Origin of the sequence: Massilia sp. (assembly GCF_046293535.1) — a bacterium.
Taxonomy (GTDB): Bacteria; Pseudomonadota; Gammaproteobacteria; order Burkholderiales; family Burkholderiaceae_D; genus Telluria.
The window spans coordinates 47,889-62,783 of sequence record NZ_JBKBOV010000021.1; the positions used below are offsets into that span (position 1 = coordinate 47,889).

Annotated in this window: 15 protein-coding genes; 10 read left to right on the forward strand and 5 right to left on the reverse strand. The window is 65.1% G+C overall.

Annotated features, from left to right (window positions below; all coding sequences use genetic code 11):
- Positions 1–49: 49 nt before the first annotated feature.
- Together ACK4S9_RS12855 and ACK4S9_RS12860 are read left to right on the forward strand one after the other, a co-directional pair.
- Positions 50–895: an MOSC domain-containing protein gene (locus ACK4S9_RS12855; RefSeq protein ID WP_409726160.1), complete on the forward strand. Its 846-nt coding sequence runs from the start codon at positions 50–52 to the stop codon at positions 893–895.
- Positions 896–1,006: 111 nt separating this feature from the next.
- On the forward strand, positions 1,007–2,125 hold the full coding sequence (locus ACK4S9_RS12860) for a DUF484 family protein (RefSeq protein ID WP_409726162.1): 1,119 nt from the start codon (positions 1,007–1,009) through the stop codon (positions 2,123–2,125).
- Positions 2,126–2,235: 110 nt separating this feature from the next.
- Here ACK4S9_RS12860 and ACK4S9_RS12865 read toward each other — a convergent pair whose 3' ends face one another.
- Complete coding sequence (locus ACK4S9_RS12865; protein ID WP_409726164.1) at positions 2,236–4,215, reverse strand: cation:proton antiporter; 1,980 nt, start codon at positions 4,213–4,215, stop codon at positions 2,236–2,238.
- Between the two features lie 87 nt (positions 4,216–4,302).
- On the opposite strand from ACK4S9_RS12865, the gene ACK4S9_RS12870 reads away from it, so the two are divergent.
- From ACK4S9_RS12870 to ACK4S9_RS12905, 8 genes are all read left to right on the forward strand, one after another.
- Entirely contained in the window at positions 4,303–5,325 is a 1,023-nt protein-coding gene (locus ACK4S9_RS12870) for an SIS domain-containing protein (RefSeq protein WP_409726166.1), read from the forward strand.
- The gene (locus ACK4S9_RS12875) at positions 5,325–5,855 is read left to right on the forward strand and encodes a KdsC family phosphatase (protein WP_409726168.1); all 531 of its coding nucleotides are present in this window, start codon (positions 5,325–5,327) and stop codon (positions 5,853–5,855) included. The genes ACK4S9_RS12870 and ACK4S9_RS12875 overlap by 1 nt, the downstream gene beginning before the upstream one ends.
- Before the next feature lie 22 nt (positions 5,856–5,877).
- A complete protein-coding gene (lptC, locus tag ACK4S9_RS12880) occupies positions 5,878–6,486 on the forward strand; it encodes an LPS export ABC transporter periplasmic protein LptC (protein WP_409726170.1) in 609 nt (202 codons plus the stop codon).
- A 37-nt stretch (positions 6,487–6,523) separates the two neighbouring features.
- Complete coding sequence (gene lptA, locus ACK4S9_RS12885; RefSeq protein WP_409726172.1) at positions 6,524–7,081, forward strand: lipopolysaccharide transport periplasmic protein LptA; 558 nt, start codon at positions 6,524–6,526, stop codon at positions 7,079–7,081.
- 8 nt (positions 7,082–7,089) lie between these two features.
- Positions 7,090–7,875, forward strand: a complete 786-nt coding sequence (gene lptB, locus ACK4S9_RS12890) for an LPS export ABC transporter ATP-binding protein (RefSeq protein WP_409726174.1) — start codon at positions 7,090–7,092, stop codon at positions 7,873–7,875.
- Positions 7,876–7,890: 15 nt separating this feature from the next.
- Positions 7,891–9,366 (forward strand): RNA polymerase factor sigma-54, encoded by a 1,476-nt coding sequence (locus ACK4S9_RS12895; protein WP_409726176.1) that lies wholly within the window; start codon positions 7,891–7,893, stop codon positions 9,364–9,366.
- A gap of 58 nt (positions 9,367–9,424) precedes the next feature.
- On the forward strand, positions 9,425–9,778 hold the full coding sequence (gene hpf, locus ACK4S9_RS12900) for a ribosome hibernation-promoting factor, HPF/YfiA family (protein ID WP_281912474.1): 354 nt from the start codon (positions 9,425–9,427) through the stop codon (positions 9,776–9,778).
- Positions 9,779–9,930: 152 nt separating this feature from the next.
- Positions 9,931–11,016, forward strand: a complete 1,086-nt coding sequence (locus ACK4S9_RS12905) for an enoyl-CoA hydratase/isomerase family protein (RefSeq protein ID WP_409726179.1) — start codon at positions 9,931–9,933, stop codon at positions 11,014–11,016.
- Positions 11,017–11,155: 139 nt separating this feature from the next.
- Here ACK4S9_RS12905 and rapZ read toward each other — a convergent pair whose 3' ends face one another.
- The 4 genes from rapZ to queF all read right to left on the reverse strand — a co-directional run bounded on the left by rapZ (position 11,156) and on the right by queF (position 14,729).
- On the reverse strand, positions 11,156–12,034 hold the full coding sequence (rapZ, locus tag ACK4S9_RS12910; protein WP_409726181.1) for an RNase adapter RapZ: 879 nt from the start codon (positions 12,032–12,034) through the stop codon (positions 11,156–11,158).
- 37 nt (positions 12,035–12,071) lie between these two features.
- Complete coding sequence (gene hprK / locus ACK4S9_RS12915) at positions 12,072–13,007, reverse strand: HPr(Ser) kinase/phosphatase (RefSeq protein WP_409726211.1); 936 nt, start codon at positions 13,005–13,007, stop codon at positions 12,072–12,074.
- 43 nt (positions 13,008–13,050) lie between these two features.
- The gene (locus tag ACK4S9_RS12920) at positions 13,051–13,533 is read right to left on the reverse strand and encodes a PTS sugar transporter subunit IIA (protein WP_027865730.1); all 483 of its coding nucleotides are present in this window, start codon (positions 13,531–13,533) and stop codon (positions 13,051–13,053) included.
- 365 nt (positions 13,534–13,898) lie between these two features.
- Positions 13,899–14,729, reverse strand: a complete 831-nt coding sequence (queF, locus tag ACK4S9_RS12925; protein ID WP_409726183.1) for an NADPH-dependent 7-cyano-7-deazaguanine reductase QueF — start codon at positions 14,727–14,729, stop codon at positions 13,899–13,901.
- Between the last annotated feature and the right edge of the window lie 166 nt (positions 14,730–14,895).

Genomic DNA, 14,895 nt, shown 5'->3' on the forward strand with positions numbered 1-14,895 from the left:
ATCTTGATTGCTGCCATACTGTCGGCCTTCACTTGCAAGCGCTAACAGCATGGTCACCGTCACCGAACTCCTCATCTACCCGATCAAGTCCTGCGCCGGCATCCAGGTAGCGGAGGCGCAATTCCTCGTCTCGGGCCTGGTCGCGCAGGGCGTGCACGACCGCGAGTGGATGCTGGTCACGCGCGAGGGCCAGTTCCTGACCCAGCGCGAATTCCCGCGCATGGCGCTCATTACCCCGCGTATCGATGGCGATGCCGTCGAGGTGAACGCCCCCGGCATGCCGCCGCTGCGCCTGCCGCTCGCGCATGACCCCGCGGCAGCAAAAATCACCGTCCAGATCTGGGACCACAGCGTTGACGCCGCCGACTGCGGCGATGCCGCCGCCGGCTGGTTCGCCGATGCCATCCAGGGGCCTTGCCGCCTGGTGCGCTTCCGCCCGGACGTGCACCGCCCCACCAGCACCAAATGGACCGGCGGCCTGCCCGCCGAAACCCGCTTTGCCGACGGCTACCCGATCCTGGTCATCGGCCAGGCCTCGCTCGACGACCTCAACGCCAGGTTGCAGGCCGCCGGCCGCGCGCCGCTGCCCATGAACCGCTTCCGCCCGAACCTGGTGGTCGACGGCATCGAGGCCTTCGAGGAAGACTACCTGGAGTCCTTCACGGCGGACAGCCTGGCGATCCGCCCGGTGAAACCCTGCGCGCGCTGCCCGATCCCGGCGATCGACCAGGCCACCGGCATTCCCGGCCCCGATCCGCTCGACATCCTGCAGGCCTACCGCGCCAATCCGCGCATGGACGGCGCGGTCTGCATGGGCATGAACTGCATCGTCACGGCGGGCGAGGGCGCGTCGTTACGCGTCGGCCAGCAACTCGATACCGCCATCGCGTTCTGACCCGGCAAGATAGGTGTTGCAGTGTCGTTAAATCGCCCACCCGGGTGATTTTTCGTTTCCAAGGCTGGAAAGATGGCGTAATGTTACGGCTATTGCTGAAAGGAATCTTCTATGCACGAGCCGGATGCGCAGACGCGAGAACTGATGCTGGAGAACGAGACCCTGCGTTCCCGCATGGCGTACCTGCTCGAGCAGGCCGAGCGCAACCACTCGATCATGACCCGCCACCAGGCTTTCGATTTGAAGATCGTGGGGGCGAGCTCGTTCCAGGAACTGGTGTCGACCATCTTCGGCACGCTGCCGGTCATCTCGGAACTCGATACCGTGACGCTGTCGCTCGTCGATCCGGACGCCGACATCTATACCGTCATGCACAAGCTGGGCGTGGACTACGAACAGCTGCCCAACCTCCTGTTCTGCGAGCATGCCGACGAACTCGGGTTCAAGGTGGCGGAAGGGCGCCGCCCGCGTCCCGTCATGGGGCCGTATGCGCCGTCGCGCCATGGCGCGATGTTCCCGCAGCCGCCCAGGAACCTGCAGAGCGTGGCCCTGGTGCCGCTGCTGCGCAATACCCGCCTGATCGGCAGCCTGAACCTGGGCAGCGCGGACCCGAATCGCTTCACGCCGGCCCTCGGCACCGATTTCATCGAGCACATGGGATCGATCGTCGCGATCTGCCTCGAGAACGTCATCAGCAACGAGATGCTGAAGTTCATCGGGCTGACCGATTCGCTCACCGGCGTCTACAACCGCCGCTACATCGACCGCCGCCTGGTGGAAGAGATCGCGCGGGCGCGCCGCCAGGGCTACCGTGTCTCGTGCATGTACATCGACATCGACCACTTCAAGCAGGTCAACGACAGCGTCGGACATGCCGGCGGCGACGAGGTGCTGCGCGAAGTGGCCAACCGCATCAAGGCCGAGCTGCGCATGTCCGACGCGCTGGCGCGCTTCGGCGGCGAGGAATTCGTGGTGCTGCTGATCGACGCCGACCTGGAAAGCGCCAGCATGGTGGCGCAGCGCATCCGCGCCAGCGTGGCGCTGAACCCGGTGCACCTGAACACGGGCGAGGAAGTGCCGGTGACGGTGTCGATCGGCGTGGCGTCGCTCGATGATTTCGAGCGCGATCATGCGATCGAGGGCGTGGCGCAGGATCTGGTGGCGCAGGCGGATACGGCCTTGTATCAGGCCAAGGCAAATGGTCGCAATCGGGTGGTGTCGCTGTCGTAGGGTGGACGGCTTTGCCGCCCACGCGGTGATAGTTAGCTGCGAGATCATCGAGCACGACAGCGGAGCCATCAACAATCTCCGCGTGGGCGGGAGACCCGCCCACCCTACGGTCAGAGCAAGCGGCTCTCGGCCCGGCTGACCGCTTCTCCTTCACCCCGCAGCACCAGCACGTCCCCCGCCAGCAGGATCGTCTCCGGATCGAAGTGCAAGCTCTTCCCGTTCCTGCGCAGCGTCGTCACCTCCGCCCCCACTTCCTCCAGCGCCAGCTCGCGCAGGTGCCGGCCGATCGCCGCGGCGCCGCTGTGCAGCGTCACCGAGTGCAGGCGCACGTAGGTGTGCTCGAGGTCGTCGGAGACGTCGCTGGCGCCGTGGAAGTAGCCGCGCAGCGAGGCGTAGCGCTCGTCGCGCGCCAACTGCACCCGGTGCACCACGCGGCGCAGCGGCACGCCCATCGTCACCAGCGCGTGCGAGGCCAGCATCAGTGAACTCTCCAGCGCTTCCGGCACCACCTCGGTGGCGCCGGCGCGCTTGAGCACGTCGAGGTCGCTGTCGTCGTGGCTGCGCACGATCACCGCCAGGTTCGGGGCCAGCTCGTGCACCAGGTGCAGGACCTTCAGCGCCAACCTGGTGTCGGCGAAGGTGATCACCAGCGCGCTGGCGCGGTTGATGCCGGCCGCGATCAGGCTTTCGCGGCGCGCCGCGTCGCCGTAGGAGACGTTGGCGCCGGCGCGCTGGGCTTCCTGCACCCGCTCCGGGTCCAGGTCGAGCGCGTACCAGGGCAGCTTTTCCTCGGAGAGCAGGGTGGCCAGGCTCTGGCCGCTGCGCCCGAAGCCGGCGATGATCACGTGCTTCTGGGTCTTCATGGCGCGGCTGGCGATCTGGGTCAGCTGCAGCGACTGCATCATCCATTCGTTGGCCGCCAGTTTCATGACGATGCGGTCCATGTTGTCGATGATGAAGGGCGCGAGCAGCATCGACAGCACCATCGAGGCCAGCACCAGCTGGATCAGGAAGGGATCCACCAGCTTCGAACCCATGGCCAGGTTGAGCAGCACGAAGCCGAACTCGCCCGCCTGTGCCAGCGCCAGGCCGGTGCGCATGGCCACGCCGTCGCTCGAGCCAAAGGCCTTGGCCAGCGCCGCGATGATCGCGAACTTGAGCAGCACCGGGAAGATCACCAGCGCCAGCACCAGCCACCAGTGCTGCAGCACCAGCTGCAGGTTGAGCAGCATGCCCACCGTGATGAAGAACAGCCCGAGCAGCACGTCGCGGAAGGGCTTGATGTCTTCTTCCACCTGGTGCTTGTACTGGGTCTCGGAGATCAGCATGCCGGCAACGAAGGCGCCCAGCGCCAGCGACAGGCCGGCCTGCTCGGTGATCCAGGCCAGGCCGAGCGTCACCAGCAGCAGGTTGAGCATGAACAGCTCCTGCGAGCGGCGCTTGGCGACGACGGTGAACCAGTTGCGCATCAGCTTCTGGCCGAATTTCAACAGCAGGGCCAGCACGAGCGCGGCCTTCAGCGCCGCCCAGCCGAGCGTGATGGCCAGCTCCTCGGCCGGGCGCGCCAGCGAGGGGATCATGATCAGGAGCGGCACCACGGCCAGGTCCTGGAACAGCAGGATGCCGACGATGCGGCGGCCGTGCTCGCTCTCGAGCTCGAGCCTTTCTGTGAGCATCTTGACCACGATCGCGGTCGACGACATGGCGAGCGCCCCGCCCAGGGCGAACGCGGCCTGCCAGCTCACCTGCAGGGTCGGCGCCCACCAGGAGATGAACAGGCCAAACACCATTGCGGACACGATTGTCAATACGACTTGAGCCATACCCAGCCCGAACACGATGCGCCGCATCGATTTGAGCTGGGCCAAGGAGAATTCGAGCCCGATGGAAAACATCAGGAAGACGACGCCGAATTCGGCCAGCGCATGGGTGGCCGGACTGTCTTCCGCAAGTGCCAGCGCATGGGGGCCGATCAACACGCCCACCGCCAGATAGCCCAGCATCGGCGGCAGGTGCAGCATCCGGAAGGCGACCACGCCGAGCACGGCGCAGCCCAGCAGGAGCAAGGTGAGTTCGAGTCCGGAATGCATCGTCGCCAGTGGCCAAGCCGTTGTCGTTGTTATGGTTTGTTACGACTGGCAAGTTTTTTGCTTACCCAATTCGTTTATACTGCCGATATGAGTTTAACCGATGAAAAAATAATGCTGAAACGTTTTGACGCGGACCAGGCCCGCCGTGTACTGGAGCTGGGCCGCGAGACCCTCGCCATCGAAGCCGACGCTATCCAGGCGCTGCATGCGCGCCTCGGCAACGACGACAGTTTCGTGCGCGCCGTGCAGCTGCTGTACGGCTGCACCGGGCGCGTGGTCGTCTCCGGCATGGGCAAGTCCGGCCACATCGGCCGCAAGATCGCCGCCACCCTGGCCTCGACTGGCACCCCGGCCATGTTCGTGCACCCGGGCGAAGCCGCGCACGGCGACCTCGGCATGGTGACCGCGCACGACGTGTTCATCGCCATTTCGAATTCCGGCGAATCGTCCGAGCTGCTCGAGATCCTGCCGGCCATCAAGCGCATGGGCACGCCCGTCATCTCCATGACCGGCAAGCCGCATTCGCGCCTGGCCAAGCTGTCCGAGATCCACCTGGACATCTCGGTGGCCAAGGAAGCCTGCACCCTGAATCTCGCCCCGACCACCAGCACCACCGTCACGCTCGCCATGGGCGACGCGCTGGCCGTGGCGCTGCTCGACGCGCGCGGTTTCCGCGAGGAAGACTTCGCCATGTCGCACCCGGGCGGCGCCCTGGGCCGTCGCCTGCTCACCCACGTGCGCGACGTGATGCGCAGCGGCGACGCGGTGCCGAGCGTCTCGCCGGACACCCCGCTCACGCGCGCGCTGCTGGAAATCAGCCAGAAGGGCATGGGCATGACCGCCATCGTCGACGACGAGCGGCGCCCGGTCGGCGTGTTCACCGACGGCGACCTGCGCCGCCTGATCGAGCGCGTGACCGACTTCTCCAACATCCGCATCCGCGACGTGATGCACGCCAACCCGCGCCGCGTCCATCCGGAACAGCTGGCGGTGGATGCCGTCGCCGTCATGGAAGAATTCCGCATCAACCAGATGCTGGTCGTCGACGGCGACGACCGCCTGGTGGGCGCGCTCCACATCCACGACCTGACCCGCGCCAAGGTGATCTGATGACCCCATTAGCATTCATGGAGCGCGCGGCGCGCGTGAAGGTGATGATTTTCGACGTCGACGGCGTGCTCACCGACGGCAGCCTCACCTATGGTCCGGACGGCGAGGTCACCAAGACCTTCAACGTGCTCGACGGCCTCGGCATCCAGCTGCTGAACAAGACCGGCGTGCAGACGGCCATCATCAGCGCGCGCAAGTCGCCGATCGTGGTCAAGCGCGCCGCCGACCTGGGCATCTCGCACGTCTACCAGGGCATCCACGACAAGCGCGTCGGCTTCGCCGAGCTGCTTGCCGCCACCGGCGTGACGCCGGAAGAATGCGGCTACATCGGCGACGACGTGATCGACCTGCCGCTGTTCACCCGCGTCGGCTTCGCCGTCACCGTGCCCTCGGGCCACCCGGAGGTGCAGCACCGCGCGCACTACGTCACCAAGAACGCGGGCGGCCGCGGCGCCGTGCGCGAGGTCTGCGACCTCGTCATGCGCGCGCAGGGCACCTACGAACAGGCGCTGGCGCCGTATTTCGCATAAGGCGGCGGCAAAGAGGCAAGACATGGTCACCTACAAACGCACCGCCCACCGCTGGAAGCTCCTGACGATCATGATGATCGCGACCTTCTGCGCCTTCGGCAGCTTCTGGCTGGTGCAGGTGATGGAGAACGAGGACGGCGGCCGCCTCGGCGGGCCGCAGGACGAGCCGGACTACATCGTCGAGAACTTTTCCTTCGTGCGCATGACGGAAGAGGGCAAGCCGAGCTATGTGGTGTCGGGCAAGCGCCTGGCGCACACGCCGCTGGGCGACGTGTCGCAGGTCGAGGCGCCGGTGATGCAGGGCATCACGCCCGGCCGCCCGCGCATGACCATCGTCGCCAACCGCGCCCAGATCTACCACGAGGAACACCGCGTCGAGCTGCTCGGCAACGTCGACATCCAGCGCCCGGCCACGCCGACCAGCGAAGCACTGCGCGTGCGGACGCAGGCGCTCACCGTGCTGCCCGACGAAGAAATCCTCAAGACCGAGCGGCCGATCGAGATGCGGCTGGGGGCCGCCACCGTGACCGGCACCGGCATGGTGGCCAACAACGCGACCCAGAAGCTGCACCTGGCCAGCCGCGGCCAGATCGTGTATCCGCCACGCGCGCAGCGGCCGCAGGTTCAATGAGCAGCCGCAGCGCGTCAACCCAGGACAAAGCAAGAACATGAAAAAACTCATCGCTGCCGTATTCCTCAGCCTGGCCGCCTTCGGCGCCTCGGCGGAGCGCGCCGATTCGCTCAAGCAGGCCGTGATCAACTTCGATTCGCTCGACGTGGACGAAGTCACGCAGACCCGCATCCTCACCGGCAACGTCGTGCTCACGCGCGGCACCCTGGTGCTGAAATCCGACCGCGCCCTGGTCAAGGAAACGCCGGAAGGCTACATGAGCGTGACCCTCACCGCCAACAACGGCAAGCTGGCGACCTTCCGCCAGAAGCGCGACGGCGGTCCCGACCTGTGGGTCGAGGGCCAGGCCCAGCGCATCGAATACGACGAGCGCGCCGAACTGGTCAGGCTGTTCAGCAACGCCGAAGTGCGCGAACTGGAGAACGGCCGCATGACCAACGAGATCAAGGGTCCCTTCATCTCCTACGACAACCGCCGCGAAGTGGCCCAGGTGCGCAACGATCCGACCGGCACGAGCAAGGTCGGCGGCGGCCGCGGCACCCTGATCATCGCGCCGCGCCGTACCACGGCGCCCGCCGAAGGTAGCAAGCAATGACGGCAGCCATGAGCGCAGGCACGAACGCGGAAGCGGCGACCGCGGTCGAAGGCTGCAGCACCCTGATCGTCAAGGGCCTGCAGAAAAGCTACGGCAAGCGCCTGGTGGTGCGCGACGTGTCGCTGCAGGTGGAATGCGGCGAAGTGGTGGGCCTGCTCGGCCCCAACGGCGCCGGCAAGACCACCTCCTTCTACATGATCGTCGGCCTGGTGCCCTCGGATGCCGGCACCATCGACATCAACGGCACCGACATCTCGAGCCTGCCGATCCACCGGCGCGCGGTGCTGGGCCTGTCCTACCTGCCGCAGGAAGCCTCGGTGTTCCGCAAGCTGACGGTGGAGGAGAACATCCGCGCCGTGCTCGAACTGCAGCGCAACGAGGACGGCAAGGCGCTGGGCAAGGACCAGATCAACGAGCGCCTCGACACCCTGCTGGCCGAACTGCAGATCGAGAAGCTGCGCGAGAACCCGGCGCTGTCGCTGTCGGGCGGCGAGCGGCGCCGCGTCGAGATCGCGCGCGCGCTCGCGACCAATCCGCGTTTCGTGCTGCTCGACGAACCCTTCGCCGGCGTCGATCCGATCGCGGTGATCGAGATCCAGCGCATCGTGCGCTTCCTGAAGGAGCGCAACATCGGCGTCCTGATCACCGACCACAACGTGCGCGAGACGCTCGGCATCTGCGACCGCGCCTACATCATCAACCAGGGCGCCGTGCTGGCCTCGGGCCGCCCTGACGACATCATCGCCAACGAGTCGGTGCGGCGCGTGTATCTCGGCGAGCATTTCAGGATGTAATCAAGAGCACCAGGCATGAAACAGTCCCTGCAGTTACGCACCTCGCAGCACCTGGCGCTCACGCCACAGCTGCAGCAGTCGATCCGCCTGTTGCAGCTGTCCACGCTCGAACTGCACCAGGAGATCGAGCAGATCCTGCACGACAACCCGCTGCTCGAACGGCTCGACGATCCGCTCGACCGTTCGGTGCGGCTGCTGGCCGACGGCGCGATCAATACCGCGCCGGCCAATGGCGACGCGCCGGCCGCGCAGCCGGGTGCGGAGGGACAGGACGGCGCCAAGGGCGAGCACGAAGGCGCGGACGGCGAGGACCACGGCGAGCGGGGCGATGCCGACATGGACTGGGGCGGTGAAGGCGGCGGCGCGCGTAGCGGCGACGACGAGGATGGCCGCCCGCAGCTGGAAGCCGACGGCGTCACGCTGCGCGAACACCTGGCCGAACAGATCCGGCTCACCGGCTGCAGCCTGCGCGACCGCGCGCTGGCCGAGCTGGTGATCGATGCGCTCGACGACAACGGCTACCTGGAAGAGCCGCTCGACGAGATCCATGCGCGCCTGCCGGAAGAACTCGAGATCGAGATGGACGAGCTGCGCTGCGCGCTGGCGCTGGTGCAGAGCCTGGACCCGGTGGGCGTGGGCGCGCGCAGCGCGGCCGAATGCCTGGCCCTGCAGATCCGCGGCATGCCGGGCGTGCCCCTGGTGACGCGGCGCCTCGCCTTGACGATCGTCGAAGGGTACCTGACCTGGTTCGCCCAGCGCGAATACACCAAGCTGAAAAAGGCGCTCGGCTGCGACGACGAAGACCTGCGCGAGGTGCAGGCCGTGGTGCGCCGATGCAATCCGCATCCGGGCGCGGCCTTCGGCTCGGGGGTCTCGGACTACGTGGTGCCGGACGTGATCGTGCGCCGCGCCAAGAACGGCTGGCAGGTAGCGCTGAACCCGGACGTCATGCCCAAGCTGCGCGTCAACTCGCTGTACGCGAACCTGCTCAAGCAGGGCAGGAGCGAGAGCCAGATGGGCGCGCAGCTGCAGGAAGCCAAGTGGCTGATCAAGAACATGCGCCAGCGCTTCGACACGATCCTGCGTGTTGCCGAGGCAATCGTCGAGCGCCAGCGCAACTTTTTCAGCCACGGCGCGGTTGCCATGCGCCCTCTTGTTTTGCGTGAGATAGCTGATACACTAGGCCTACACGAGAGCACGATCTCGCGTGTAACCACTCAGAAATACATGCTGACCCCGCACGGCATGTTCGAGCTGAAGTACTTCTTCGGAAGCCACGTCGCCACCGAAGCGGGGGGAGAAGCCTCCTCGACGGCGATCCGCGCGCTTATTGCGCAATTGACAGGAGCAGAAGACCCTAGGAATCCTCTATCCGACAGCAAGATCGCGGAGATGCTCGGGGAACAAGGTATGGTCATTGCGCGCCGGACGGTTGCCAAATACCGCGAAGCGCTCAAGATTCCGCCCGTCAGCCTCCGCAAATCCCTGTAAAGCACCTGCCCACTCTCACCTTGTGGCGCGGGCAGGGCACCTTCCCAAAGGAGTGTGTATGAACCTCACAATCAGCGGCCACCATCTCGAAGTCACCCCCGCCATCCGTGAATACGTTCAGAATAAGCTCGAGCGCATCACCCGCCATTTCGACCACGTGATCGACACCCACGTGTTCCTCGCCATTGATAACCTCACTGAAAAAGAAAAGCGGCAAAAGGCCGAGATCAACCTCCAGGTATCGGGCAAGATCCTGCACGTCGCAAGCGCGGCCCAGGACATGTACGCGGCCATCGACACGCTGATGGACAGGCTGGACAGGCAGGTTCTGAAACACAAATCCATGCTGCAAAATCATAACCACGTGGCGCACAAGCGCCTTCCGGACAACGGAGAAGCCGCCGCTGCGTAACGCACCGTTTGCGAACCAGCTGTAGCACAACAGCAAGGGCGTCTGAGGGGACGCCCTTTTTGCTTTTGTACAATACCTGTTACTTTTTCCTGCTTCCGTATTTGTACAAATGTTCTGTAGAATGCATGTCTTTTCGACCACAGAACACCATCATGACCGATACCGTCCTGACCCGCGTTGCCAACCGCACCGGCGTCATCACGCTCGACCGGCCGAAAGCCCTGAATTCCCTCTCGCTCGACATGGTGCGCGCCCTGAGCGCCACCCTGCTGCAATGGAAGGACGATGCGGGAATCGACGCGGTGGTCATCACCAGCAGCAGCGAGAAGGCCTTGTGCGCGGGCGGCGACATCCGTTTCTTCCACGAGATGGGGCAGGTCGGCCCGACCGGCGGCAGCGCGCTGCTGGAAGACTTCTTCACCGAAGAGTATGCGCTGAACCACCTCATTCATTTCTACCCGAAGCCGTACATCGCGGTGATGGATGGCGTGGTGATGGGCGGCGGCATGGGCATCGCCCAGGGCGGCCCGGACTGCGGCCTGCGCATCGTGACCGACCGCACCAGGATGGCGATGCCCGAGGTGAACATCGGCCTGTTCCCGGACGTGGGCGGCAGCCACTTCCTGTCGCATGCGCCGGGCCAGCTGGGCCAGTACCTGGGCCTGACCGGCCTGACCATCGGCGCCGCCGATGCGCTCTACGTGGGACTGGCGGACGTGTTCGTGCCGGGCGCGGAGCTGGCTGGATTGCATGCGCTGATCGACACGACCCCGGGCGCCGGCCTGCCGGCGGCGATCCGCGCCTATGCCGCGCAATTCGCGGGCCAGCTGGGCCCCAGCGAATTGCAGCAGCAGCGCGGCGTGGTCGACGCGCACTTCGGCGCGGCCGGCGTGGCATCGATCATGGCTTCGCTGGGACGCGACGAGAACCCGTTCGCGCAGAAGGCCCTGAAGGCGATGCGCCAGCGCTCGCCCTTGATGATGTGCGTGACGCACCAACTGCTGCTGCGCGGGGCTTCGCTGGGCGTGGCGGACTGCCTGCGCATGGAGCGCAACCTGGTGCGCCGCAATTTCGAGCACGGCGAAGTGCTGGAAGGCGTGCGGGCGCTGGTGATCGACAAGGACAACCAGCCGAAGTGGAATCCGCCGGCGCTGGAGGACGTGACGCAGGAGATGGTGGCGCGCTTCTTCGAGCCGGTGTGGCCGGACTACGCGCATCCGCTACGGCATTTGTCCTAAGTTTGCAGCAAGACCGTCGTTCCCGCAAAGGCGGGAACCCAATCTTTCATGAAGAGCGGTCAGCGTTTCTGAGCCTGAATGCGAACAAACCTGGATTCCCGCCTACGCGGGAATGACGGTCTTCAAGCTAACGCTGTAATCAAACCGCCGCATGCGCCGGCTGCTCCCGATGCCGCACCACGACGCGCTCGGTCTGTCCGAAGTACGCCCCCAGCCGCTCCGCCATGTACACCGAGCGGTGCTGCCCGCCGGTACAGCCCACCGCCACGGTGAGGTAGGAGCGGTTGTCGGTTTTGAACGAGGGCAGCCACTTTTCCACGAAGGCGCGGATGTCTTCCAGCATCTCGGTGGCGCTCGGCTGGGCGTCGAGGAAGGCGATCACCGGCGCGTCCTTGCCGGTCAGCGGGCGCAGCGCCAGGTCGTAATAGGGATTGGGAATCGCGCGCACGTCGAACACGAAGTCGGCATCGAGCGGCACGCCCACCTTGAAGGCGAAGGATTCGAAGAACAGGGTCAATGGCGCGTGCTTGAGGTCGGCCAGTTCCCTGACCCAGGCGCGCAGCTTGTTGGCCGACAGTTCCGAGGTGTCGATCACGTGGCCCAGGTTCTCGATCGCCGACAGGCGCTCGCGTTCCTCGGCGATGCATTCGATCAGGGTGCGGCGCGAGGCCGGATTCTCGCCCGGGCGCAGTTCGTGCGACAGCGGGTGGCTGCGGCGGGTCTCGGAGAAGCGCGCCACCAGCGAGTGCGTGCTCGAGGTCAGGAACATCACCTTGACGTTGTGGCCTTCCTCTTTCAGGTGGCGCACGCTCACCGGCAGTTCGACTAGCGATTCGGCACTGCGCGCATCGACCGCGACGGCGATCTTGTCCGTGCCTTTTTCACCGACCGCGTAGACCAGGGCCGGCAGCAGGGCCGGCGGCAGGTTATCGACGCAGTAGTAGCCTGCGTCTTCCATGACATTCAGGGCAACCGACTTGCCCGAGCCGGAAATACCGGTAATGAGGACGATGTGCATGCCCGGGATGATACCCCAAATGGCGAAGCGATCGTACTCAGTCGCCGCTCATGGCCTGTCGCTGGCGCTCCATGAACTCCTGCAGCGTGTCGATGCCGCGCAGCTGCAGGATGGTGTTGCGTACGGCGGCCTCGAGCAGCACCGCGATGTTGCGGCCGGCCGCGACCGGAATCACCACCTTGCGGATCGGCAGGCCCAGCACGTCCTCGGTCGGGTGGTGGAAGGGCAGGCGCTCGACCTCTTCGTCGAGCGCGCCGCGCTTGACGAGGTGGACGATGAGCTTGAGGCGCATCTTGCGGCGCACCGCGGTCTCGCCGAAAATCGCCTTGATGTCCAGCAGGCCCAGGCCGCGCACTTCCAGCAGGTTCTGCAGCAGCGGCGGGCAGCGGCCCTCGATCATGTTCGGCGCGATGCGCGAGAATTCCACCGCGTCGTCGGCTACCAGGCCGTGCGAACGCGAGATCAGTTCCAGGCCCAGCTCGCTCTTGCCCAGGCCCGAGTCGCCGGTGATCAGGACGCCCACGCCCAGCACGTCCATGAACACGCCGTGCATGATGACGCGCTGCGCCAGCTTCTTGGATAAATACACGCGCAGGAAGTCGATCACCTGCGCCGCCGGCAGCGGGGTCGAGAACAGGGGAATGTTCTGGTCGTCGCAGATGGCGAGGATGTCGGGCGGGGTCTCCAGGCCCTGGGCGATGATCAGGGCCGGCGGGCCGCCGCCGATCAGTTCGCCGATCACGTGGGTGCGCGAACTGGACTTCAGGCGGTGGTAATAGTTCAGCTCCTGGTGTCCAAAGACCTGAATCCGGCCCGGGTGAATCAAATTCAGGTGGCCGACCTGGTCGGCGGCCGAGGCCGCGTCGCCCGCGATCTGTCGCTCGCCGCCGGGGAAGCCCGCGAACCAGCCCAACTGGAGGCTGTCGCGGTTGTCATCATACAAACGCTGGATGGTCAGCGGGGTCTGCAGCATGGGCATGTCATCGATCCACGCGGCGAATTGCCGCGTAGACAGTTTAGCCTAAAGCTTGCAGACTGGGCTGCCAGTTGATGATGCGTTCGTGGACAGACTTCGGATCCGGGTCGGTGGCCAGCGCGTTGCGCACGGCTTCGTCCGAGAACAGCTCGGCGATTTCCGACAGGATCTCGAGGTGCTGCTGGGTCACGTGGTCCGGGATCAGGAGGAAGAACAGCAGGCTGACCGGCTGGCCGTCGGGCGATTCGAAGGGAATCGGCTCCTTCAGGCGCACGAAGGCCGCCAGCGGCGATTTCAGGCTCTTGGAGCCCTTGATCCGGCCGTGCGGCACGGCGACGCCATGGCCGAGCCCAGTGGAGCCCAGGCGCTCGCGTGCGAACAGGTTGTCCGACACGGTGGAACGGGCGATGCCGCAGTTGTTCTCGAAAATCAGACCGGCTTGCTCGAATGCACGCTTTTTGCTGGAGACTTCCAGGTCGAGCTGCACGTTCTCGAGCGAGAGGATTTTGCTAAGGTTCGTCATAACTTTATGCCATGCACAGGGTGGGGTGTGCTTGCGAGGCGGAATTATAGGCCTGTTTCAGGGCGGTGACATACGATTTCGCATCTGTACAGGCATACAGTCACCTATATGGTGACGGTATGGCGAAAACGTAGTGTTTTGCCATGAAATCGGCTTAGCAACTAAACGCAATTTCCTAAGCGAAATCGCAAGGAAAGCGCCCCAAATGCAGGTGCGAAGGCATTCGCACCGTCTTTTCCATGCATTGTGCCCGTTTTTTGAGCACAGCGTTCGGATGCCGTTTTTCTATCGAAAACTTGCGCGGGCTGTGGCTGAAAACGCACAGCCGTCTTGCAATCGTGCGCGCTTTCGGCTTAGTGGCCTGCTTATTGTCGTGCAGTGCGCAGATTGCCTGGCTTGCCGGTGCTGAAATTGGCGCGCCAGGGATTGATGTCGAGCCCGCCACGGCGGGTATAGCGCGCATACACCGCCAGCTTGGTCGGCTTGCACTGGCGCAGCACGTCCATGAAGATGCGCTCCACGCACTGCTCGTGGAATTCGTTGTGCTCGCGAAAGCCGATCAGGTACTTGAGCAGGCCTTCCTGGTCGATCTGCGGGCCGACATAGCGAATCTGCACGCTGCCCCAGTCCGGCTGGCCAGTCACCAGGCAGTTCGATTTCAGCAGGTGCGACACCAGGGTTTCCTCGACCGGCGCGTCCTCGTGATTGGCGCTCAGGAGCGCGGGCGAGGGAAGGTACTCGTCGATTTCCACGTCGAGGCGGTCGAGCAGGCTGCCTTCGAGTTCGCCCATCTTCAGGTTGCCGAAGGCGTCCGGCGTGGTGATCGTCACGTGCACCGGCGCGCCGAACGCGCCCGACAGATCCTGGCGCAGCAGCTCGGCCAGCGCATCGAGGCCGGCCAGGCGGGTCTGGTTGAAGGAGTTCAGGTAGAGCTTGAACGACTTCGATTCGACGATGTTGGGCGAGTCGGCGGGCGCGGTGATGGTGGCGATCCCCACCTGCGGCTTGCCGCGCATGTTCAGCCACGACAATTCGTAGGCGTTCCAGATGTCGACGCCGAAGAAGGGAAGCGTGCCCGTGCCCAGGCCGATCTCTTCGCGCTTTTGCAGGCGCGGGATCGGGAACAGGAGCTCGGGGGCGTACTGGCTCTGGTACGCGGAGGTTTTGCCAAGTGGCGATTGATCAGGAGTATTCATAGAAAACTGGATGCTTGTGGCACCCGTAGGGTGGGCAAGTCTCTTGCCCACGCGTTCAACGAAAGATTGCGTACTTGCGGCGTGGGTAACACCGCGGTACGAGAATTGGGGGGGTACAAAGCAATGGGGAGGTTGTCGCCGGGGGGGGGGCGGGGGTGAGGGCACG

Bases quoted from the DNA above. Each gene is read 5' to 3' on its own strand.
- lptA (WP_409726172.1), top strand. From the start codon at position 6,524: ATGAAAAAACTCATCGCTGCCGTATTCCTCAGCCTGGCCGCCTTCGGC.
- hpf (WP_281912474.1), top strand. From the start codon at position 9,425: ATGAACCTCACAATCAGCGGCCACCATCTCGAAGTCACCCCCGCCATC.
- ACK4S9_RS12905 (WP_409726179.1), top strand. From the start codon at position 9,931: ATGACCGATACCGTCCTGACCCGCGTTGCCAACCGCACCGGCGTCATC.
- ACK4S9_RS12860 (WP_409726162.1), top strand. From the start codon at position 1,007: ATGCACGAGCCGGATGCGCAGACGCGAGAACTGATGCTGGAGAACGAG.
- ACK4S9_RS12855 (WP_409726160.1), top strand. From the start codon at position 50: ATGGTCACCGTCACCGAACTCCTCATCTACCCGATCAAGTCCTGCGCC.
- ACK4S9_RS12920 (WP_027865730.1), bottom strand. From the start codon at position 13,533: ATGACGAACCTTAGCAAAATCCTCTCGCTCGAGAACGTGCAGCTCGAC.
- ACK4S9_RS12865 (WP_409726164.1), bottom strand. From the start codon at position 4,215: ATGCATTCCGGACTCGAACTCACCTTGCTCCTGCTGGGCTGCGCCGTG.
- rapZ (WP_409726181.1), bottom strand. From the start codon at position 12,034: ATGCACATCGTCCTCATTACCGGTATTTCCGGCTCGGGCAAGTCGGTT.
- ACK4S9_RS12875 (WP_409726168.1), top strand. From the start codon at position 5,325: ATGACCCCATTAGCATTCATGGAGCGCGCGGCGCGCGTGAAGGTGATG.
- lptB (WP_409726174.1), top strand. From the start codon at position 7,090: ATGAGCGCAGGCACGAACGCGGAAGCGGCGACCGCGGTCGAAGGCTGC.
- ACK4S9_RS12895 (WP_409726176.1), top strand. From the start codon at position 7,891: ATGAAACAGTCCCTGCAGTTACGCACCTCGCAGCACCTGGCGCTCACG.
- ACK4S9_RS12870 (WP_409726166.1), top strand. From the start codon at position 4,303: ATGAGTTTAACCGATGAAAAAATAATGCTGAAACGTTTTGACGCGGAC.
- lptC (WP_409726170.1), top strand. From the start codon at position 5,878: ATGGTCACCTACAAACGCACCGCCCACCGCTGGAAGCTCCTGACGATC.
- queF (WP_409726183.1), bottom strand. From the start codon at position 14,729: ATGAATACTCCTGATCAATCGCCACTTGGCAAAACCTCCGCGTACCAG.
- hprK (WP_409726211.1), bottom strand. From the start codon at position 13,007: ATGCTGCAGACCCCGCTGACCATCCAGCGTTTGTATGATGACAACCGC.